This is a genomic window from Paenibacillus sp. J22P277, assembly GCF_059383675.1.
The window spans coordinates 1-21,264 of the sequence record NZ_JBXENS010000004.1 but is presented as its reverse complement, the minus strand read 5'-3'; the positions used below and the strand labels follow the sequence as shown (position 1 = coordinate 21,264).

General features: G+C 54.8%; 20 protein-coding genes, 1 rRNA gene and 1 other RNA gene. 16 read left to right on the top strand and 6 right to left on the bottom strand.

Annotated elements, in window-relative coordinates:
- The first annotated feature begins 55 nt into the window (after window positions 1-55).
- From cshA to AC50YL_RS13400, 4 genes are all read left to right on the top strand, one after another.
- Window positions 56-1,675 carry a degradosome RNA helicase CshA gene (cshA, locus tag AC50YL_RS13415; protein WP_494832616.1) on the top strand — a complete coding sequence of 540 codons (1,620 nt, stop codon included), beginning with the start codon at window positions 56-58 and terminating at the stop codon, window positions 1,673-1,675.
- A 312-nt stretch (window positions 1,676-1,987) separates the two neighbouring features.
- Entirely contained in the window at window positions 1,988-2,788 is an 801-nt protein-coding gene (locus AC50YL_RS13410) for a YesL family protein (protein WP_494832614.1), read from the top strand.
- A gap of 48 nt (window positions 2,789-2,836) precedes the next feature.
- A non-coding RNA gene (ssrS, locus tag AC50YL_RS13405) (6S RNA) lies at window positions 2,837-3,019 on the top strand.
- A 96-nt stretch (window positions 3,020-3,115) separates the two neighbouring features.
- Window positions 3,116-3,508, top strand: a complete 393-nt coding sequence (locus AC50YL_RS13400) for a DUF1499 domain-containing protein (RefSeq protein WP_494832613.1) — start codon at window positions 3,116-3,118, stop codon at window positions 3,506-3,508.
- A gap of 62 nt (window positions 3,509-3,570) precedes the next feature.
- On the opposite strand, the gene tpx is transcribed toward AC50YL_RS13400, so the two are convergent.
- A complete protein-coding gene (tpx, locus tag AC50YL_RS13395) occupies window positions 3,571-4,089 on the bottom strand; it encodes a thiol peroxidase (RefSeq protein WP_161744839.1) in 519 nt (172 codons plus the stop codon).
- Between the two features lie 98 nt (window positions 4,090-4,187).
- Here tpx and AC50YL_RS13390 point away from each other — a divergent pair, with 98 nt between their 5' ends.
- The 3 genes from AC50YL_RS13390 (at window position 4,188) to AC50YL_RS13380 (ending at window position 7,741) form a co-directional block, all read left to right on the top strand.
- A complete protein-coding gene (locus AC50YL_RS13390; protein WP_494832611.1) occupies window positions 4,188-4,808 on the top strand; it encodes a rhomboid family intramembrane serine protease in 621 nt (206 codons plus the stop codon).
- 50 nt (window positions 4,809-4,858) lie between these two features.
- Window positions 4,859-5,767: a glutamate biosynthesis transcriptional regulator GltC gene (gltC, locus tag AC50YL_RS13385; protein WP_494832610.1), complete on the top strand. Its 909-nt coding sequence runs from the start codon at window positions 4,859-4,861 to the stop codon at window positions 5,765-5,767.
- Window positions 5,768-5,917: 150 nt separating this feature from the next.
- The gene (locus AC50YL_RS13380) at window positions 5,918-7,741 is read left to right on the top strand and encodes a peptidoglycan D,D-transpeptidase FtsI family protein (RefSeq protein WP_494832608.1); all 1,824 of its coding nucleotides are present in this window, start codon (window positions 5,918-5,920) and stop codon (window positions 7,739-7,741) included.
- Between the two features lie 16 nt (window positions 7,742-7,757).
- On the opposite strand, the gene AC50YL_RS13375 is transcribed toward AC50YL_RS13380, so the two are convergent.
- A complete protein-coding gene (locus tag AC50YL_RS13375; RefSeq protein ID WP_494832607.1) occupies window positions 7,758-8,882 on the bottom strand; it encodes an AI-2E family transporter in 1,125 nt (374 codons plus the stop codon).
- A gap of 210 nt (window positions 8,883-9,092) precedes the next feature.
- Between AC50YL_RS13375 and AC50YL_RS13370 the strand changes: the two genes are divergently transcribed.
- Entirely contained in the window at window positions 9,093-10,541 is a 1,449-nt protein-coding gene (locus AC50YL_RS13370) for a polysaccharide deacetylase family protein (RefSeq protein WP_494832606.1), read from the top strand.
- A 123-nt stretch (window positions 10,542-10,664) separates the two neighbouring features.
- Complete coding sequence (locus AC50YL_RS13365; RefSeq protein WP_494832604.1) at window positions 10,665-11,393, top strand: anti-sigma factor domain-containing protein; 729 nt, start codon at window positions 10,665-10,667, stop codon at window positions 11,391-11,393.
- Window positions 11,394-11,414: 21 nt separating this feature from the next.
- Here AC50YL_RS13365 and AC50YL_RS13360 read toward each other — a convergent pair whose 3' ends face one another.
- Both AC50YL_RS13360 and ilvD read right to left on the bottom strand, forming a co-directional pair.
- The gene (locus tag AC50YL_RS13360; RefSeq protein ID WP_494832602.1) at window positions 11,415-12,029 is read right to left on the bottom strand and encodes a PH domain-containing protein; all 615 of its coding nucleotides are present in this window, start codon (window positions 12,027-12,029) and stop codon (window positions 11,415-11,417) included.
- Between the two features lie 97 nt (window positions 12,030-12,126).
- Window positions 12,127-13,815, bottom strand: coding sequence for a dihydroxy-acid dehydratase (gene ilvD / locus AC50YL_RS13355; RefSeq protein WP_494832600.1), 1,689 nt, complete (start codon window positions 13,813-13,815; stop codon window positions 12,127-12,129).
- 351 nt (window positions 13,816-14,166) lie between these two features.
- Between ilvD and AC50YL_RS13350 the strand changes: the two genes are divergently transcribed.
- From AC50YL_RS13350 to AC50YL_RS13325, 6 genes are read left to right on the top strand one after another with little or no spacing between them, the layout of a single operon-like run.
- Entirely contained in the window at window positions 14,167-14,469 is a 303-nt protein-coding gene (locus AC50YL_RS13350) for an urease subunit gamma (RefSeq protein ID WP_494832598.1), read from the top strand.
- Between the two features lie 19 nt (window positions 14,470-14,488).
- Entirely contained in the window at window positions 14,489-14,857 is a 369-nt protein-coding gene (gene ureB / locus AC50YL_RS13345; RefSeq protein WP_494832596.1) for an urease subunit beta, read from the top strand.
- Window positions 14,854-16,572 carry an urease subunit alpha gene (gene ureC / locus AC50YL_RS13340; protein ID WP_494832594.1) on the top strand — a complete coding sequence of 573 codons (1,719 nt, stop codon included), beginning with the start codon at window positions 14,854-14,856 and terminating at the stop codon, window positions 16,570-16,572. The genes ureB and ureC overlap by 4 nt, the downstream gene beginning before the upstream one ends.
- Before the next feature lie 18 nt (window positions 16,573-16,590).
- The gene (locus AC50YL_RS13335) at window positions 16,591-17,307 is read left to right on the top strand and encodes an urease accessory protein UreF (protein ID WP_494832592.1); all 717 of its coding nucleotides are present in this window, start codon (window positions 16,591-16,593) and stop codon (window positions 17,305-17,307) included.
- Between the two features lie 25 nt (window positions 17,308-17,332).
- Window positions 17,333-18,055 (top strand): urease accessory protein UreG, encoded by a 723-nt coding sequence (ureG, locus tag AC50YL_RS13330; protein ID WP_494832591.1) that lies wholly within the window; start codon window positions 17,333-17,335, stop codon window positions 18,053-18,055.
- Entirely contained in the window at window positions 18,009-18,887 is an 879-nt protein-coding gene (locus AC50YL_RS13325) for an urease accessory protein UreD (protein WP_494832589.1), read from the top strand. Before ureG ends, AC50YL_RS13325 begins: the two co-directional genes overlap by 47 nt.
- Window positions 18,888-18,933: 46 nt before the next feature.
- On the opposite strand, the gene AC50YL_RS13320 is transcribed toward AC50YL_RS13325, so the two are convergent.
- Window positions 18,934-19,476: a GNAT family N-acetyltransferase gene (locus tag AC50YL_RS13320; protein ID WP_494832587.1), complete on the bottom strand. Its 543-nt coding sequence runs from the start codon at window positions 19,474-19,476 to the stop codon at window positions 18,934-18,936.
- A gap of 319 nt (window positions 19,477-19,795) precedes the next feature.
- The gene (locus AC50YL_RS13315; RefSeq protein WP_494832585.1) at window positions 19,796-20,146 is read right to left on the bottom strand and encodes a hypothetical protein; all 351 of its coding nucleotides are present in this window, start codon (window positions 20,144-20,146) and stop codon (window positions 19,796-19,798) included.
- A 550-nt stretch (window positions 20,147-20,696) separates the two neighbouring features.
- Here AC50YL_RS13315 and AC50YL_RS13310 point away from each other — a divergent pair.
- Window positions 20,697-21,264, top strand: a 16S ribosomal RNA gene (locus tag AC50YL_RS13310); the annotation flags it as partial.

The following is a 21,264-nucleotide window of genomic DNA, read 5'->3' as shown; positions in this document are numbered from 1 at the left end:
CTATAATGAACTGTATATTTTCTGTAGGATGCAGATAGAAGGAGATTGAAACAGTTTGAAAACATTTGCTGAATTCGGCTTGGAACCTAAAGTGTTGCAGGCCATTACGGAGCTCGGGTTCGAGGAATCGACCCCGATCCAATCCAAAGCCATTCCAATTGCGCTGACCGGAACCGACTTGATCGGTCAAGCTCAAACAGGAACGGGTAAAACGGCTGCCTTCGGAATCCCGCTCGTGAACAAGATTCCGGTAACGGAAGACCGCATCGTGGCGCTCATCATGACGCCGACCCGTGAGCTTGCCATCCAAGTCTCGGAAGAGATCGGAAAGCTTACACGTTACAAAGGTTTACGTTCGTTGCCGATTTACGGCGGTCAAGAGATCGGCCGTCAAATTCGCGCATTGAAAAAGAAACCGCAAATCATCATCGGTACGCCGGGACGTCTGCTCGACCACATCAACCGCAAGACGATTCGCCTGGACGACGTTCAAACGGTGATTTTGGACGAAGCGGACGAAATGCTCGACATGGGCTTCATGGAAGATATCACGTCCATTCTTTCTTTGGTGCCGGACAACCGCCATACGATGCTGTTCTCGGCGACAATGCCTCCGAACATTCGTAAACTGGCCGATCAATTCCTGAAGGATCCGCAGCATGTGTCGGTTATCCCGACGCAAGTCAGCGCTCCGACCATCGAACAAGCGTATATCGAAGTGCACGAGCGTCAGAAGTTCGATGCTTTGAGCCGTTTGCTCGACATGGAATCCCCTGAGCTGGCCATCATCTTCGGCCGTACGAAACGCCGCGTCGACGAATTGAGCGAAGCGCTGCAGAAGCGCGGATACTCCGCCGACGGCTTGCACGGCGACTTGTCCCAGAATCAACGGGACGCCGTCATGCGCAAGTTCCGCGACGGCAGCATCGACGTATTGGTCGCAACCGACGTTGCGGCGCGCGGACTCGACGTATCCGGGGTAACGCATGTCATTAACTTCGACTTGCCGCAGGATCCGGAGAGCTACGTTCACCGTATCGGCCGTACCGGCCGCGCGGGCAAAGAAGGCACGGCGTGGTCGTTCGTGACGCCGCGCGAGCTCGATCACATGCACTTCATCGAGAAAGTAACGCGTCACAAGATCGCCAAGAAGCCGCTTCCTAGCATCGCGGAAGCGATCGAAGGCAAGCAGCGCGTAACGGCTGAACGCATGATTGAAGCGATGGACGGCGAATCCGTTCACGAGTTCAAGGCGATCGCGATTCAGCTTCTGGAGCAATACGATTCCGTCAATCTGCTGGCAGCGGCGATCAAGCTGATCACCGGCGAGAAGAAAGACGTGAATATCGAGCTGACTCCGGAGGATCCGATCCGCGCGAAGAAACGCAGACCGGATGTACGCACGAACGGACGCCGTTTCTCGGGCGGTCCATTCGGCGGCGGCAATCGCACGGGCAGCGGTCCTCGCGGCCGCAGCGAAGGCGGAGGCGGTTACGGCGGCGGCAATCGCGGCGGCTACGGCGGCAACCGCAGTTCGAGCAGCAGCACTAGCAGCAGTAGCAATAGTGGCGGCGGCGGTTACAACCGTGATCGCGACCGTGACGGCGGTTACAGAGGCCGCAACGAGGGTCGTTCCGACGCGCCTCGCCGTCCGCGTCCTTCCGCAGATGAATAGTACGAGATAACGTGGCCGGGGCTTCCGTTTAACCGAGCAATCGGATAAGCGGAAGCCTCTTTTTACCTTATGAGTCTGAGTCTGGTTTTCCGCAGGCGAGTTGGCATTTCCGAAGTCATGACCTGTATTGTTCGCTAGCGCGGCGACCTCCCTTCGGAATCGGACAAGGCTGCCTTGTCTCGACAGCGGATTCGGCAGGATCGATCCTATTCGACTCCGGATTCCCGAAAATGGACGTTGGCTTATCCGGCCGCCTATATTATAGTTAACATAGGATGAAATGAAATCGCTTGCTAGGAGGATTCGGCAATAATGGAAATGAAGGGCATGATGGGCGGGTTTTACAAAATCTCGGAATGGATAATGCGTTTATCGGTAACGAACATCCTGTGGATCATCTGTTCGATTCCGTTTGTTTTTGTGTTATTTCCGATTTTTTTCGCGGATACGACCGACCAGGTCACGTCGAATTTGATCTTTTCGGCGATTGTCGCTCCATTCACGCTATTCCCGGCTACGGCTGCCCTGTTTGGCGTAACGCGCAAATGGGTCATGGGGGAAGTGGACGCGCCGCTGCTGCGGACGTTCTTCAAGAACTATAAGGAGAGCTATCTGCAAGCGATGATCGGCGGAATCCTGTACGCGGTGCTGTTCACCGTCCTGATCGTGGACTTCCGCGTCTATCTCGTCAAATTGGGCTCGATGGGCATCATTTCGTACCTGTTCGTGGCGTTGATCGTGCTCGTGGGCGTCTCGTTGCTGAACTTCTTCTCGATGCTGGTGCACTATCATATGAAAACGCTGCAGCTGCTCAAGAACGCGCTGCTCATTACGATCGGCCGGCCGCTGCGGTCGCTGTCGACGGTCGTGCTTTGCGGCGTGGTGATCTATATCAGCTTCAGTTCGCCCAAACTGATGTTTCTCGTGCCGTTTTTTACGATGAGCATCGTCGGCACGATCGCGTTCTGGAACTTCTACGGCATCTACACGAAGCTGCAGTTGCAAGCGGAGAAAGCGGCCGAGGCGGAAGCCGAGGAAGAGCGCAATCGCCTGGAAGAAGACGCGGCCATCATGCTGCCGAACACCGACGATGGGCATACGACCATTAAATAACGGCGGACGCCAAGTTTACTTTTCCCCGGCATGGGGCTATAATAACAGTACATCCTGCGGTGTGCGTTACGGCTTATCACTTGTTTTGAACCAATGGCTGTTTTTAGGGAGATCAATATTGAAACGCAGCTGACAAGCCCTCGAAAAGGGATCTCAAAAACGTTTCTGCGGCCACCCACCTGCGAGAGCGGGTTCAGAAACAAGCAAGTCGGACGGCATGGCGGGTTACTTACTAATGAAAAGGGGGCAACCCCTTTTTTTTATGTTACAAACTGTGCTATGATAACTCTTAGCGTACATAGAAGACGTTGGAGGGGGAGATTACCTTTGTTGAAGCGGACCCTAATCGGGTTGCTGCGCAGTCACGAATTGACTGGCGATAAAGCGAAAGATCCATTGCTGAAATCCCATTATTACAAACTATCCCGTGAAAGAGCGTGGGAAGAAGTCGTCTCCACATTGAAAAAGATGCAAGGCTATAAAATCTTACATGAAGTCCAATCCGTCGGCGAGATCGTGATGGAGAGGCGCACGATGACCGGCCGTACCATGGATATTACCGTATCCGTCATCAACATCAACCCGGTAACGTCCGCGGTTGACATTTATTCCGCTTCACGCGGCTCCTTCGGTGACCTAGGGTCGAACTATCGCATCATTCTTGATATTTACCGGACGCTGGATAAGAAGCTGGCTCAATATAAAACGAGCGGCATATAATAACGAAAAAAGCGAGGAAGGGAGTCCCTGTCCTCGCTTTTATAATGATTGGCGGCTATCGCTTATACGAGTGCTTTCAATGCGTTCAGCGCGTTTTCATAGTTCGGGTGCTCGGTCATTTCGCTGAGCACTTCGATGTATTGAATCTTGTCGTTCGCATCGATGACGAAGATCGCGCGCATATCGAGCGTGAATTCCTTGATCAGCACGCCGTAAGCTTCGCCGAAATTGTTGTTTTTGTAGTCGGACAGCAGTTCGACTTTGTCGACGCCGGCAGCGCCGCACCAGCGAGCTTGAGCGAACGGAAGATCCACGCTGACCGTCAGGATGACGACGTTGTCGCCGAATTTGCTTGCTTCTTCGTTAAAGCGGCGCGTTTGCGCATCGCAGACGCCCGTATCGATGGACGGAACGACGCTGATGAGTTTTACTTTGCCGGCGTAGTCCTTCAAGGAAACGACGTCCACGAGCGACTTGTTCAGTTGGAAATCGGGAGCTTGGTCACCGACCTTGAGTTCCGGTCCGATCAGCGTAAGCGGGTTGCCTTTGAATGTGGAAACGCTTGTACGTTCTTGTGTCATTATGAAATAGCCTCCTTGATTGGAATTGGTTTCTACCAAATAATTATAAGCATAATGAATTACGGTTGTCCAATTAGGAGTGCGTAAAGGAGACTGCCATGATTTTTTTGCGCTATGAAAGCTTCGGCAGCTATCTGCGGATGTTTCCAGTCACGGCTGCCATTATTGCATTGAATATCCTGGTTTACGCGGCCGATCATCTGTTTCTGGACGGGCGGCTGTTGGATCGAGGTCTTTTTTACAGCTCCCCGAACGACAACTACTTCTCGTTGCAGGAACCATGGCGATACGTAACGGCAGTATTCCTTCATTTGAACCTGCAGCATATTTTCTTCAATATGTTCAGCATCCTCGTTTTCGCGCCGCCGCTCGAACGGATGCTCGGCCACGTCAAGTATGCCGTGTTCTATCTTTTGTGCGGGATCGTCGGCAACCTGTTCAGCGCGATCGCCGAGCAATCCACGGCAGGCGCGGGCGCGTCGGGCGCCATCTACGGCGTCTTCGGCGCTTACCTGTTCCTTGCGTTGCTCAAGCGCACGCTGGACGACAATTCGCGCAAGACGGTCTACGGGATATTGATATTCGGCGTCATTTATACGCTCATCGCGCCGAACATCGGCATATGGGCCCATTTCGGCGGGCTGTTCGCGGGGTTCGTGCTTGCTTACGCGTATGACCGGTATTTAACATCCAAGGAGAACAGACGATATAGAAGGTAGTCGTTCGGCGCCGGAGCGGATAGCGCGGGCCTTGAGGAGAAGAGGACGTCATGGAGCTTCGACAATTGTATTATTTCGTGAAAGTCGCGAAGCGGGAGCATGTCACGAAAGCAGCCGAGGAACTGCATGTGGCGCAATCGGCGGTGAGCCGGCAGATCCATCAGCTCGAGGAAGAGCTGGGGGCCAAACTGTTCCTGCAGAAAGGCCGCAACCTGCAGTTAACGCCGGTCGGCATCTTGTTCCTGAAGCGCGCGGAAGTGATATTGGCGGACCTGGAACGCGCGGTTTTGGAGATCCAGGAATTTCTGGATCCCGAGAAAGGCGAGGTTCGGCTCGGATTTCCCCACAGCCTGGGCATCTCGCTTATACCGGAGGTCGTATCCGCGTTTCGGAAACAGAATCCGAACGTGAATTTCCGCTTTAAACAAGGCATGTACCCCTCGCTCATCCAAGACGTGATGAAGGGGGAGGTTGATCTGGCTTTCGTGTCCCCTTGTCCGGAAATGCATTCGCATGTGACCGGCCAAACCGTGTTGACCGAAGAACTGTTCGCCATACTGCCGCCGGGACATCCTTTGGCGCAAGAAGAAGCGATCGACTTGATTCAATTGAGAGACGAGAAGTTCGTGCTCTTCAGCGACGGATATTCGCTTCGGCCGATCGTGTGGGATGCCTGCCTGGAAGCCGGCTTCACCCCGAATATCGGGTTCGAAGGGCAGGAGACGGATACGATTCGCGGTCTCGTCGCGGCGGGCATGGGCGTTAGCTTGCTCCCGGAGATGGCCCTGCACGGATCGGGGAAGCTGCAGCCGGCCAACGTCCGCGTTCGTTCGCCGCGCGTGACGCGCACGATCGGGTTGATCTATCGTTCGAACGAGAAGCTTCCGCTCGTCGCGAAAGTCTTTCAGCGGTTCTTGCTCGATTTCTTCGCCTGCGTCGAGTCGAAGGGCCGCCTATAAATCGGATAAGAGTCTTATTGCGGATGATCCCGTTCGCGATAAGGCTCTTTTTGCTGCTTATCCCAGGAGGAATCAATGATTGAACGTTTGACCGCAGGGGGATAATGGAAAGCGAGAATGCGATTCCAAAAAAGGCGGGCGAAGCGGCGAATGAGCAAAGAATGGCGAAGAGCAAGGCAACGGCGAGTGTTCCTCGTCCTGATCGGCATGAGTTTGTTTCTGGTCGCCATCCTGCTGCGGCTGGCGTGGCTCCAACTTTCGCCGGTTGAGCCGGCCGGCGCGGGGAGTACGCGCTGGAAGGCCGAGTCCGTCGCCCAGCGCGAGCGCGAGCTTGTGCTCGACAGCGGCCGCGGCGATTTCTACGACCGGTCGGGAATCGCGCTAACGGGGGAAACCTACGAGGCGCTCGCGGTATTTCCTTTGCATGATGCCAAGGCGCGGATCGCCGGAAACCCGGAGGATTTGAATAGGCTTGCCGGCGCGCTGCATATGCAGCCGAATCGCTTGGAGCGATGGATGCAGTCATTGAAGGAGCCGGCTTTCTGGCGCGAAGAGGACGCGCGCAGCCCGCTGAAGCTAACGGCGAAGCAAGCTGGCGTCATTCGGAATCTCCGCTTGAACGGCGTCCGCATCCTGCCCTACCGCAACCGCTACTTGGACGGATTCAACGCGAAGCACGTTATCGGTTACGTCAGCCAGCATCCGGAGCTGCTTCGATTGGATTACGGCCTGCGATTAAAAGAGCGGACGATGAAGCTGACCGATCAGACCGGCGGCGCAGGGCTAGAGCGATCGCTTGACCGCCTGCTGCAGGGGACGGGACCGACGACGGTGTCGTATTTTACGGACGGGGCGAATAAACCGATGCAGGGCTTGGACTGGCGGCTGAACAGCTCCGCCAATCCGTATTATCCGGTAAGGGTCCGGACGACCATGGATCTTGAGCTTCAGAATCGGTTGGAGCATTATGTCGACGCGGAAGGGCTGAGAGAAGGGGCGGTCGTCGTACTGGATGCCGGTAACGCGGATATCGTCGCGATGATATCGAGGCCGAGGCTTCCGCAAGTCAAACAGGGAGGCAGTCCGGAGGATTACGTGAATCATGCGGTTCGGGCCGCGACACCGGGGTCGATTTTCAAGCTAGTGACGGAGGCCGCCGCTTTGGAGTCGCATGCCGTGAACACGCATGAAACCTTTCAATGCCATGGGAATTATGGACGATACGGCCTGCATTGCTGGAAGAGAGGGGGCCATGGACAATTGACGCTGGAAGAAGCGCTCGCCGGCTCCTGCAACGTCGTATTCGCGACATTGGCGGAACGGATGAGCGCGCAGGAGCTGTACGTGACAGCGGAGAAGATGGGTATCGGCGAGCAGGTGGGATGGGTGAGCGAGTCCGCCTTCGCGCCGCTGGACAAGCCGCTAAGGCTTTTGCCGGAAGAGGAGGCGGGACATGTGTTTGCCTGGCTTCCGACGGTTCGTGACGGCGGACAACTGGCTCAAACGGGCATCGGGCAGCGGGATGTCCGGCTTTCGCCGCTTCAGGCGGCCAATCTCGTCGTTACGCTGCTGCACGGCGGTTCTGTGCAAGAACCGCGCCTCGTGAGCGACATTCGTTATGGAAACGGCCAGCTGCTTGCCGAGCTGCCGCGCCAAACTTGGCCATCTCGTTACGGACAGGTCAGCCGGCAGACGACGCAGACGATTTTGCGCGGTATGGCAGCGGTCGTGGCGTACGGAACGGGACAAAGCATCGCGGACGGCAAATGGGCCGTTGCGGGGAAATCTGGAACGGCGCAAGTACGGCAGCATGGAACAGAGCGGTTGAACCAGTGGTTCGTCGGTTACGGTCCAGTGCGATCGCCGCGATACGCCGTTGCGGTGCTGTCGGAGAACCGGGGCGTGCATACGTCCAATCAAGCGACCAAGCTATTTCGGGGCGTCATGGATATCCTGGCGGACCCCGGGCAATAAAAAGAGCCGGGCTCCATCATAGGATGGAATCCGACTCGTCGTATGGATTCGACGCATTTTCAAACTCCCCTTTGGGGGAATGGATCCAGCGGTGAAAGTAACGCTGATCGTACAATGCCTTAAGCAGGATCATGAGAATCGGCGAAAGAATGACGCCCGATATGCCGAAGATCGACAAGGATACGATCATGAAGGCGAGCATCGTGAATGCCGAGACGCCGAGCGTATCGCCGGTGATCTTGGGCTCCAGGATTTGCCGGGTCAGGACCACGAGCAGGAATAGCGCGGTCAGCCAGATCGCCAGCGAGGTTTGTCCGACGATGAACAGGTAGATGATCCATGGAATGAAGACGGTGCCGACGCCGAGCAGCGGCAGGATATCGAAAAACGCCGACAAGAGCGCGATCGAGAAAGCGTTTGGAACCCCGAGCAGCAGCAACGCGATGAAAATGACGACGAACGTGATGCTGATCAGCTTTCCTTGCGCTTTCAAATACCCGGCAATGCCGACGAATACGTTCTCGCGCAGGAATTGGAACGCGCGTTTGAACGTATTCGGCGTTTTATCGCGCGCGAGCTGTTTCCATTCCTTGATTTCCAGGCTGAGAAAATAAGCGAGAATAATCCCGATCGAGAAGTTAATGATAAAGGTTGAGAACGACATCAGGTAACCGCCCAGCGAAAGGAGAAACGTGCCGGCAAGCCCTTGGCCCCAGTCGGTGACATAGCCGATGACCTTCTCCGCATTGTCGACGACGTCCGGCGGAAGCCCGGAGATCTTGTCCTCAAGCAAACTGGCATGCTGCTGGAATTCCGTGACCAGTATGCGTTGGTACTCCGGCAGCTTATGGGCAAGCCCCGTGACCTGCGTCGTGACGACGTAACCGGCGCCGACGAAAGCGGCGACGATGATAAGCGTGAAGATCAGCACGGAAATGCCAGATGCGATCGATTTTTTCAGCCCCAGCCGGGTCAGCCAGCGCGCAGGCGGTTCGATGAACAAATAAATCAGGAACGAAAGAAAAATGGGCGTCGCGATCCGGTATAAGTAACTGAACAAGTACATGATGAGCCAAACCGTCAGGATGATCAGCGCGATGTCGAATGCGGTGCGCCAGTATTTTCGGTAGAAAGACAGCATAGTAAACTCCTTTTCGCACTATTATTCTTCTTATAGAATACCAGTATTTCCTAAAAAAGCTATGTTTAGTGCTTACCGCGGCAGCGTGCTTAAGGTTTACTTTAACTTTCGTAGCCGATTTCCGCAGGGCTATGGTACAATGGATGAAGTCAACGAGCAATGGGCACATGGCACTCCCTCTTCCATGGACGTACAAGGTTGAAACTAGGGGTGGTGGGAAAACAAGACATGGAAAACTTCCTGCTGTGGGGCTTTTATTTTTTGACGTTTTATGCGTTTTTACCCGGTTTGGTCAGCCGGACTTTCGGTTTTCACGTGTTTAAACGAGGGCGGGCGGAGCATGAAATCGCGCTCACGTTCGATGATGGACCGGATCCGGTCTATACGCCTCGGTTGCTTGATTTATTGAAGCGCTATGATGCGAAAGCGACCTTTTTCGTCGTGGGCATTCATGCGGAGAAGCATCCGGACATCCTCAAAAGGATGCATGACGAAGGACATGTAATCGGCATTCATAATTACGTGCACAAAACGAACTGGCTCATGCGTCCGAGGACGGTCAAGAAACAAATCCACCGCACTTCGGATATCATAAAACAGGCAACCGGATCACGAACCGCCTACTATCGTCCGCCGTGGGGCATCGTCAATTTGTTCGATTTCTCGAACTTGGGCTATCTCCAAATCATACTATGGTCGGCGCTTTTCGGCGACTGGCGCAAGCGCGTCGGCGCCGATCGGCTGCTGCAACGGATGATGAAGAAGCTTCGGCCGGGCGAAGTGCTGCTGCTCCACGATTGCGGTTTGACTTTCGGAGCCGACAAGGAAGCGCCGGAGAACATGCTTGCCGCGCTTGAACCCTTTTTGGCTGCGGGTCAGGCTAAAGGTTATCGATTCGTGCATATTACCGAGATGATCGCGCTGTCCGGTCGCGGCAAGAAAGTCAGCCGCACAAAGCCTTCGATCGGCTGGACGAAGCGTATCGCCGTCGCCTGCTGGATGGGATGGGAACGCGTCTTCCACGTATTGTTCCGCGTGAAGGAAGTCGCCGAGGATTGCATTTTCTATTATCGAATCGTGCCTTATCACGGGAAAACGCTGGAGCTGTCCGACGGCAGATCGATCACGGATAAGGATCGCGTCGTCGAGATTCACTTCGACAACAGGAAACTGGTCAAGTTAATGACGGAATCGCGATCGATGATGCAATTGGCCGTTATGCTTATTCGCGAAGCGAAGAAGGGAATGCCGCAGCTTGCCCATAAGCTTGCCGCTGACGAATCCGTACAACCCGCGAAAGGGATTTACGGCGTCAGCATGATTAACCGAGGCGTAGAGCAGTTCGGCTTTGATGTGCTGCCGCTGCCGAAGGGCCTATTTGATACGTCAACCCGCTTTTATTTGAAATTATTGCTGCGCGTCCTTAATCCTGCCGGCAAACAACGGTTGGCCGATCAGAACCATCGCTTGGAGCCGCGTATCATTGCTATGTCGATGGAACATTTCTGGCAAACCTCAGGCAGCAGGCAGCAAAATGAACCTGCAACTCCGCCAAGGAAACCGACCCTCCATTATGACGGAAGCATGCATGGCAACAGGGACGACATCCCGCCCGTATCATACGACAGTTCAAATGCCGCCAGAGAGTTTACTCCCTAGCGGCATTTTTACGTCCAAGCATCAACCAAAATTCGCGCCGACGAATTCAAATTGCAATTCTGACATTCCTTGGTAAGATGATGGTTGAACGTTTACTTCGATGGCGAAGGGATACTGGCAAACATGATGCGGTTGCGGATTCATGAAAGCAATGATCCTTGCGATGATGCGGCTATGTATATGTTCGACGGCCTGAGCGATTCCAGGCGAAATGCGTTTGAGTCGCATTTGGAGCGGTGCCCCGATTGCCAGCAGTTCGTGGCGGATATCCGCAGCGTTCACGAGCAGCTGCCGGCAGTCGACGATTGCCGCGAGTATCGCGCAAATGGAATGAAGACGTGGGTCACGGTGCATCTCATGCTGCGGGAATTTCGGAAGAATGACCGTGATCGGACTTCCTGGATAATCGGTTGTCTCGGAACTGTCTGCGTCCTGCTTATTCTGGCTACGGCGTTTCTTGCATTGCGGATCACAAGCCCGGCTTTGCACGGGGATATCGGTTCAAGCGCAGCCTTCCAGCCGAATGTTAAGAAAGTCGTCGATTTGGAAGCGCAAACGGGCGGCAGCGCTGCCGAGGGGCATGCCGTCATTATGCTGGTTGGCGGCGCCGTTCAGATCGTCGTGCAGGCCGCTCATCTGCCGCTTCCCGGCAAGGACGAGGCTTATCGCGTGTGGCTTGTGAAGGATGGCGCGCCCGTTGATGCTGGAGCCTTGCGGACCTTTGGAGGCGAAGGAGAGCTTCGTTATGCCGCCCGCGCGGACCGTTATGAACGAATATGCGTCTCTCTTGAACGGCAAGATGCCGATTACGGTCACGACGGGTTGGTCGTACTGGCTGGAAATTTGTCCTGAGCCAGGATCGGCACGCATTCGTCAATGGTTGATGTAGCGCTCGAAGACGGAGCCGAAATCTTTGGATTTGAACTGCTTTTGCGTGTCGGACATCCAATCGAACGCGATCTGATTGATCGATTTGAACTGCACGGACAAATCGTTTTCCGCTTTGTGAATCTGGCTGACCGCAGCGGTAGCCAGATCCAGGCTCTGTCTTGCAAAGCCGAGCGAGAGCTCGTTCTCATGCGTGATTTCGGCAATTTTAATGAGTGCCTTGTACAGATTTTTCAAGTCCTCGATATATTTTCTCCCTACATCGATGGTGAATGCTTTGCCTCCGAGCGCGAACTTGATCTCCACGTCCAGATCGACCGTTCCGGCCGTTTCCAGGCTGACATCGGAAACCTTGTACGTGCCGTAACCGTATCGGTGAAGCACGCGCTTCTTACTGACCGCACTCGTGCCGTCCAAATGAATCAGCGCCAGATTCGTGAAGCAGTATTCGTCTGATTTGGATTTAACGACGAAGTAAATCTTCTCGTTGTCTTCGCGAAGCACATAATCGTCCGCGTCGACTTTGTCGTAATTCTCCGGCTTGATCACGGCGCCGAGGTCGCTTAATCCCAGCACGTCGGCTGCTACTTTGCCAAACATAATAAGGTCTCATCCTCCCAATAAAAAATGCCCTGCGCAGATGACTGACATTCAGTCATACGCAGGGCATTTCCGCAAGTTTCAGCTCGGGCGGAAATTAGTTGAATTTCAGCACGCCGCCTGTGCTAGCGTTGGTTACCAGGTGCGAGTAGCGCGCCAGGTAGCCTTTTTTGATTTTGGATTCGAATCCCGGCCAAGCGGCACGGCGCGCTTCGAACTCCTCGTCGCTGATGAGCAGGTTCATTTCATTGTTGTTCAAGTCGAGCTCTACGAGATCGCCGTCTTGAACGAAAGCGATTGGTCCGCCTTCAGCTGCTTCCGGAGAAACGTGGCCGATGCTGATACCGCGGGAAGCGCCGGAGAAACGGCCGTCGGTGACGAGACCGACTTTCGCGCCGAGTCCCATGCCGACGATTTGCGACGTTGGCGCCAGCATTTCCGGCATGCCCGGTCCGCCTTTTGGACCTTCGTAGCGGATGACCACGACATGGCCCTCTTTGACTTTGCCGTTCGCGATGCCGTGAAGCGCATCGTCCTGGGAGTCGAAGCAGATGGCAGGACCTTTATGATAGCCTCCAACGGATTTGTCGACCGCGCCGACTTTGATGATCGCGCCGCGTGGAGCGAGGTTGCCGAACAGTACGGCAAGTCCGCCGCGTTGGCTGTGCGGGTTGTCCAGCGTGTGAATAACGTCGGTATCCTGGATTTCGCAGCCAGCTACGTTTTCGCGAAGCGTTTTGCCCGTAACGGTGAGAACGTCGCCGTTCAAGGCACCTTCATGTTTGAACAGCTCGTTGATAATGGCGCTTACGCCGCCAGCATTATGAACGTCTTCGATATGGTAATCGGAAGCAGGAGCGATTTTTGCCAGATGCGGTACGCGTGCAGCAATTTCGTTGATGCGTTCGATCGGGTACTCGATGCCGGCTTCGTGTGCGATTGCCAGCGTGTGAAGAACGGTGTTCGTGGAACCGCCCATAGCCATGTCGAGGGCGAAGGCATTGTCAATGGATTCCAATTTTACGATATCGCGAGGCTTGAGATCCAACTTGATCAGTTCCATCAATTGACGAGCTGCTTGTTTCACGAACTCTTTGCGCTCTGGCGATACGGCGAGAATCGTACCGTTGCCTGGAAGCGCAAGACCAAGGCCTTCGGCCAGGCAGTTCATGGAGTTGGCCGTGAACATGCCGGAACAGGATCCGCATGTCGGGCAGCCGTATTGTTCGAGCTCGGTCAAGCTGGCTTCGTCGATCTTGCCCGCTTGGAAGGCGCCTACGCCTTCGAATACGCTGGAGAGCGAAATCGGACGTCCTTCGGAGGTTTTGCCGGCTTTCATCGGGCCGCCGCTGACGAGCATCGTCGGGATGTTGACGCGAAGCGCGCCCATGATCATGCCGGGCGTGATTTTGTCGCAGTTCGGAATGCAAACCATACCGTCGAACCAGTGCGCGTTAACGACGGTTTCGACGGAATCCGCGATAATTTCGCGGCTGGCGAGGGAATAGCGCATGCCGATATGGCCCATCGCGATGCCGTCGTCGACGCCGATCGTGTTGAACTCGAACGGCACGCCGCCCGCTTCGCGGATCGCTTCTTTAACCAGTTTACCGAATTCTTGGAGATGAACGTGTCCGGGAATGATGTCGATATACGAGTTGCACACCGCGATGAACGGTTTGCCGAAGTCTTCTTCCTTTACGCCGGCGGCACGCAGCAAGCTGCGATGAGGAGCGCGGTCAAAGCCCTTTGTTATCATGTCTGAACGCATCTTTTTTGAAGCCATTTCGGTACCTCCCATGTGTTAGTTCAATACTGAGTAGTCTATCACATTGCACTAGGAATGACCAGTATTCCGGGCTGTTCGCGGCCTGGTGAGAGAGTCATTAGAGAGAGGAATAAGTCACCTCCGTCCAGCTATATTTCGACAAAATATGACACATCTCAGTGAGGTTTTTTGCAAATTGACGAATTATCTTTCATTTCGTGTCAGTAAATATGACGCAAATTATTTACTTGCCTTTGCACGGCCGTTATAATAGGAAGTGATCTTGTACGAATACTCTCATCGCGGTGCTACTTTATTGGCGTTATGCATTAAAGCGGTCATTTATAAAATTTAGGAAGAGGTGCCTCCATGCAGTTGACTGAACGCGAGAAAGAAAAACTTCTCATCACGATTGCGGCCGATTTGGCTCGAAGGCGCCTTCTCCGCGGCGTGAAGCTGAACTATCCGGAAAGCGTGGCCCTCATTACGTCCGAGATCTTGGAAGGCGCGCGGGACGGCCAAACCGTAGCGCAACTGATGGAATTCGGTACAACCATATTGAATCGCGAACAAGTCATGCCCGGCATTGCGGAAATGATTCATGATGTCCAGGTCGAGGCGACGTTCCCGGATGGGACGAAGCTGGTTACGATTCATCATCCCATACACTGAGAGCGAGAAGGTGATACGCATGATTCCCGGGCAATATCGCATCGTTCCAGGCGAGATCGAGCTTAACGCCGGACGGGCTACGGCTCGTATCGTCGTCGTTAACACGGGCGACCGGCCGGTTCAGGTCGGTTCGCATTTCCATTTCTTCGAGGTGAACCGGGCGCTTTCGTTTTCTCGAGAGGAGGCGTTCGGCATGCGGCTTGATATTCCCGCGGGGACGGCAGTCCGGTTCGAGCCCGGCGAAGAGAAGCCGGTCCAGCTCGTCGAGCTCGGGGGATCCAAACGCTCCTTCGGTTTGAATGCCTTAACGAACGGTCCGGCCGTACGCGGAGAGATACCGGAGGACGTACGGGCGCGCTTGACCGCATGGAAAGGAGAGCAGCCATGAGCAAAATGGACCGAAGCAGCTACGCGGCGATGTTCGGTCCGACGACCGGCGACGCCGTTCGGCTTGCCGATACGGAACTTTGGGCCCAAATCGAGCACGACTATACGGTCTACGGGGATGAAGGCAAGTTCGGCGGGGGCAAAGTCATCCGCGACGGCATGGGACAGTCGAGCGGTGCGCTGCGCGGCGAGGGCGTGCTCGATACGCTTATCACGAACGCCGTCATTATCGACCATTGGGGGATCGTCAAGGCCGACATCGGCATTCGCGACGGCGTCATCGTCGGTATCGGCAAAGCCGGCAATCCCGATATCATGGACGGCGTCATGCCGAATATGATCGTCGGCGCCAGCACCGAGGTGATTGCCGGCGAAGGGAAGATCGTGACGGCCGGCGGCATCGACACGCATATCCATTATATATGTCCGCAGCAGATCGAGACGGCGTTGGCTTCCGGGGTGACGACAATGATCGGCGGCGGCACGGGACCGGCGACCGGCACGAACGCCACGACCTGCACGCCGGGAGCTTGGCATATGCGCCGAATGCTGGAAGCGGCGGAAGCGTTCCCGATGAACCTGGGCTTTACGGGAAAAGGCAACTCGTCTTTCGCGGGGCCGCTTATCGAGCAGATCGAAGCGGGGGCGATCGGCCTCAAGCTGCATGAAGACTGGGGAACGACGCCGGCTGCAATCGATATTTGCCTGGAAGTGGCGGATCAATACGATGTTCAGGTGGCCATTCATACGGATACATTAAATGAAGCGGGATTTTTGGAGGATACGCTGGCGGCGTTCAAAGGGAGAACGATCCATACTTATCATACCGAAGGCGCCGGGGGCGGACACGCGCCGGATATCATCCGCGCTGCCGGAGAGCGCAACGTGCTGCCTTCATCGACGAACCCCACTCGACCTTTTACGGTGAATACGATCGAAGAGCATCTGGACATGCTGATGGTTTGCCATCACTTGGACAGCAGCATTCCCGAAGATGTCGCGTTCGCGGATTCGCGGATTCGCCCGGAGACGATCGCGGCGGAAGATATTTTGCACGACATGGGCGTGTTCAGCATGCTGAGCTCCGATTCGCAAGCGATGGGCCGCGTAGGCGAAGTCATTATCCGCACCTGGCAAACCGCCGACAAAATGAAAAAACAGCGCGGACCGCTCGCGCCGGATACGTCTGACGAGATCGATAATTTCCGAATCAAACGTTACATCGCGAAATACACCATTAACCCTGCGATCACCCACGGCATCTCGCATTTGGTCGGATCGGTCGAACCGGGCAAATTCGCGGATTTGGCCATTTGGAGCCCGATGTTTTTCGGTGTCAAACCGGACATGATCCTCAAAGGCGGGATGATCGCATATGCGCAAATGGGCGATCCCAACGCTTCGATCCCGACGCCTCAGCCGGTGTTCGGCCGGATGATGTTCGGCGGTTTCGGCAAAGCCGTGGCCAGTACTTCCATTACCTTCGTCTCGCAAGCGGCCTATGACCGCGGCATCGCGAAAGAGCTTGGCCTCGCGAAGCGTATCGAGCCCGTCCGCGGCTGCCGCGCCATATCGAAGAAGGACATGATCCACAACGATGCTACGCCAGTCATCGAAGTAAATCCCGAGACATACGAAGTGAAGGTCGACGGCGTGGCGGCTACCTGCGAACCCGCGGAAGTGCTGCCGATGGCGCAGCGGTATTTTCTGTTTTAAGCGAAGAGGTGTGCTGAAATGACGAAGGAATCGACTGCTTCGACGCGCGGAATCGTACCTTGGCTTGCGCTGCAACAGCTTCTGGATTCGGCGCTGCCGATCGGCGGCTTCTCGCATTCGTTCGGCTTGGAGACGCTCGTTCAGGAAGGGGCGCTGCGGACGAGCCGTCAGCTCGAGGCATATGCATCGACGATGCTGATGCAGAGCTGGGCGACGGCGGATCTAATGGTGATCAAAGCGGTCTATCGCGACGTCCCCGCAGGAAACTGGGGCTCGTTATGGGCCGTGGAGCGACGGGTTCATGTGCAGCGAACGGCGATCGAAACCAGAAGCGGCATCGAGAAAATGGGAAGGCGGCTGCTGCAGCTGCTCTCTGCGGCGTACCCGCAGCTGGATTGGAAACCGCTGTCCGAGGGACTGAAGAACGGCGCTTGTTTTGCGACGCATCCGCTTGTTTTCGGCTACGCGTGCTTCTCGCTCGGAATTTCGCTGGAGCAGGCGGCGCAAGGCTATTTGTACGGTTGCATCGTCACCTGCCTGAACAGCGCTTTGCGGCTGATGTCCATCGGACAGACGGAGGGGCAGAGCATCATTGCGCGTTTGACGCCGAGAACGGCGGAGGCTTGGCGGATCGCGGCGGCGCTCCAGCCGGAAGAAGCCTATACGAACATGCCGCTCAGCGAGATCGCGATGATGCGTCATGAGCACTTGTATTCGCGGTTATTCATGTCGTAGAACATCATTAGAGGAGGAATATATCATGTGCCAAGGACAAGGACATACGCATCAGGAATGGGAACAACCGGCGCTGGATCGTTCAAGACCGATCCGTATCGGCATCGGCGGCCCTGTCGGTTCGGGCAAAACCGCGCTGGTCGAGAAGTTGGCCGGAGCGATCAAGGATAAATATAATATCGCCGTCATTACCAACGATATTTATACGAAGGAAGACGCGCGTATATTGGCGGCGACCGGCGTGCTCCCGGAAGAGCGGATCATCGGCGTCGAGACGGGCGGCTGTCCGCATACGGCGATTCGCGAGGACGCATCGATGAATTTCGAAGCGGTCGAGGAGCTGACGGGCCGATTCGATAACCTGGATCTGATTTTTATCGAAAGCGGCGGCGATAATTTGGCGGCAGCCTTCAGTCCGGAGCTGGTGGACCGGTTTATTTATATCATCGACGTCGCCCAAGGGGAGAAAATCCCCCGTAAAGGCGGTCCCGGGATTATGCGTTCCGATCTGCTGATCGTGAACAAAATCGATTTGGCGCCTCATGTCGGCGCCAGCCTGGAAGTCATGGAAGCCGATACGAAACGGATGCGCGGCGACCGGCCTTACGTGTTTTCGAACCTGTACGGCGGCGTCAACGTCGATCGTATCGTCGCATGGCTGGAGCATGAGCTTGCTCACGCGAACGGAATCGCGCACCACCATGAGCACGAACACGAGCATGATGCAGCCCATCGCCATCACGCCTAGCGCGCTGCGTTCATCCACGCTCCGCGCGACGTTCCGAAAGCGGGAAGAGCGCACCTTCATCGTCTCTAAATACCACACGGCGCCGATCAAGATCGCGAAGGCTTTTCCGCTCGAAGGGCAGCTCGGCGTGATCGTCATGGACGTTTCGCCGGGGCTGCTTGACGGAGACCGGTACGATTTCCAGTGGAACGTCGAGGACGGCGCGCATGTTTACATTACCAATCAGTCTTTCACGAAAGTCCATCCGTCTCACGCGGCAAGCAGCGGTTCGTCGATGAGCCAATGGTTTGAACTGGGCTATGGGGCTGTCGTGGAGTCGATGCCGGAACCCGTCATGCTCTATCGCGATGCGGCACTCTTCAGCGAGTCCGAGGTGCGCTTGTCGCCGGGAGCGTTATGGATGGGGGCGGACGTGTTCTGTCCTGGAAGAACGCCGCGCGGCGAACGGTTTGCCTACCGTGAATTTCGGAATAAACTGAACGTTTATTATGGAAACGAACTGATTTACGCGCAGCATCAACGGATCGAGCCTTCGCGGCAGGAACTCTTTGCGCCGGGATGCATGGCTGAAATGACGCATACCGGCGTATTTTATGCGTTCTCTGATCGCATTGGCGCGCGCGAAGCGGACGTTGTTCGAGAGGCGTTGGATTTACTTCCGAAGCAGGAAGGGCAGCCTCTGATATGGGGGGTATCGTTGACTTTCAAGTACGGACTTACCGTTATGGTAGCCGGAAAAGCCGCCTGGGCGCTGCAAGAAGCGTTGGCGGCAGCCTGGGCGTCGCTTCGCTTGCACCTGTTGCAGCGGCAGCCCTTGAATTTTTTAAGATGAGTCCGGATCGAACAAAGCTGGCGGTTTAACCGCCAGCTTTGTCATGTTATTGAGGAGCATACTCCAACCTGGTCAGCCCGTAGTATTCGACATCCTCATACTGATTCCATTTCTGGATATGTTCTTTCATGCAGCCCTCGTATCGCAAACCGGCTTTGTTGAGAACGGAGGAAGAGGCGGGATTTCTCGTCATGGCAGCCCCCCAGATCCGATTGAGGTCAAGTTCTTCGAATCCGAATTGGATCATTCTTCGTGCCGCTTCCGTTGCGTACCCTTTTCTCCAATGCGCGCTTCCAAGCCAATAGCCGATCTCGGCGCGCCGGTGTGCGGAGGTTAGATTCAGGCTGATACAGCCGATGAGTTGGTTCGCGGCTTGCTCGACAATCGCGAAAGTAAAGCCGTGCCCGTGGCGCGCGGCATCCTCGCGGAAAGAAATCCATAATTCGGCGGCTCCATCGGGGTAAGGATGAGGAAGCGAGAGCGTGGTATCGGCTACGACGAATTCCCCCGCCATTAGCTGGACGTCCTTGGCATCTTCCTGAACAAACGGGCGCAGCAGCAGCCGTTCGGTATGAAAATGTACATGCAAACCCGATCACCTCGCCATGTTTTCATTTATTATACCAACAAAAAAGAACCCCGTGGATTCCCTTTTTGACTCGGGAAACGAGGGGTTCAGTAGGAACCGTCTATGGTGCTGAATTAGTCTTCCGAGCTGTTTTTGTTCTTTTTGTCCGACGTTCTGGTCGTTGTGTTCTTGCGACCATGACCTTGCTGTTTGGCCAATGGGATCTCCTCCTTCTGCATCAGCTGTAGCGTATTGTGCGTAAGAGAAGGAGGCATTATTCCATGAAAAAGCCTTGTTCGGAGACGATGTCCGTCACCTCCTGAACAAGGCCTTGATAAGGCTACATCGCCATTGGCTTATGTGCGGAAAGTAGGTTTTTGACGCCGTGCTGTCTCCATTTCGGAACGTGGATTTGTTTCGTTTCGGAACAGCCGCGGTCGAAACAGATCAAGCCGTCGGTAACGGAAATCACTTTGCCTGCATTGACGTAGCAATTCGAGCCTACTTTCACGAAATGCCCCGAAGTGATGTAGCTGTGCAGCTGCTCGGTAGAAATGCTCTTTTTTATGTTGTAGTTTCTACCGTGAAAGCTGACGAGTCCGAGTCTGCCGACTTTAAAGTAGTAAATATCCTTCTCTACCTCAAAGCTCTCGTATATACTGCGCGTGTCATCTGCTATTACATTCATCATGTAGTGCTCCCCCTTAATAAGATGAATTTGTTAGCGCTTTCATTCTAACACATCGGATTTATTTTGTGAACCGGAGGACAAAGCATTTACAAAAAAAATTCTGCGTATGTTTACAATTAAAACAGAATAGATATAGTAGAATGCGCTGTAACGTTGCAATTAAAGCATCTAGATTTTTCTTGATGTAAAATAATACCTGTTGCAACGTATGCGACGGATGTGGTAAATTCTAATTCCGGCCGAGAGAGATACACGGCAGCGGTGATCGAAATCGAAACAAGCCTAAAAATAAAGCTTGCAAAATGCTTTCGAAATATGATATATTATTATTCCGGGCTTGCACCGGTGTAACAACAAGCAACACACTTGTACCTTGAAAACTGAACAATGAGCGACCTGTCAAAAGGTTATAAATACGGTGAAACGATCGACGTCATCTAGGTGACGAAGCGAGTTTCATCGGGTAAGTCAGCGATGAGCTAACAAGCACATCCTTACAGACGAGTGCTGCATGTCCGACCTCGCGGTTGTACACGCAAACCAATCGTCTTTTATGGAGAGTTTGATCCTGGCTCAGGACGAACGCTGGCGGCGTGCCTAATACATGCAAGTCGAGCGGAGTTATCCTTCGGGATAGCTTAGCGGCGGACGGGTGAGTAACACGTAGGCAACCTGCCTGCAAGACTGGGATAACATTCGGAAACGAATGCTAATACCGGATACGCAGTTTCCCCGCATGAGGGAACTGGGAAAGGCGGCGCAAGCTGCCACTTGCAGATGGGCCTGCGGTGCATTAGCTAGTTGGTGGGGTAACGGCTCACCAAGGCGACGATGCATAGCCGACCTGAGAGGGTGATCGGCCACACTGGGACTGAGACACGGCCCAGACTCCTACGGGAGGCAGCAGTAGGGAATCTTCCGCAATGGACGAAAGTCTGACGGAGCAACGCCGCGTGAGTGATGAAGGTTCTCGGATCGTAAAGCTCTGTTGCCAGGGAAGAACAGCCAGGCGAGTAACTGCGCTTGGCGTGACGGTACCTGAGAAGAAAGCCCCGGCTAACTACGTGCCAGCAGCCGCGGTAATACGTAGGGGGCAAGCGTTGTCCGGAATTATTGGG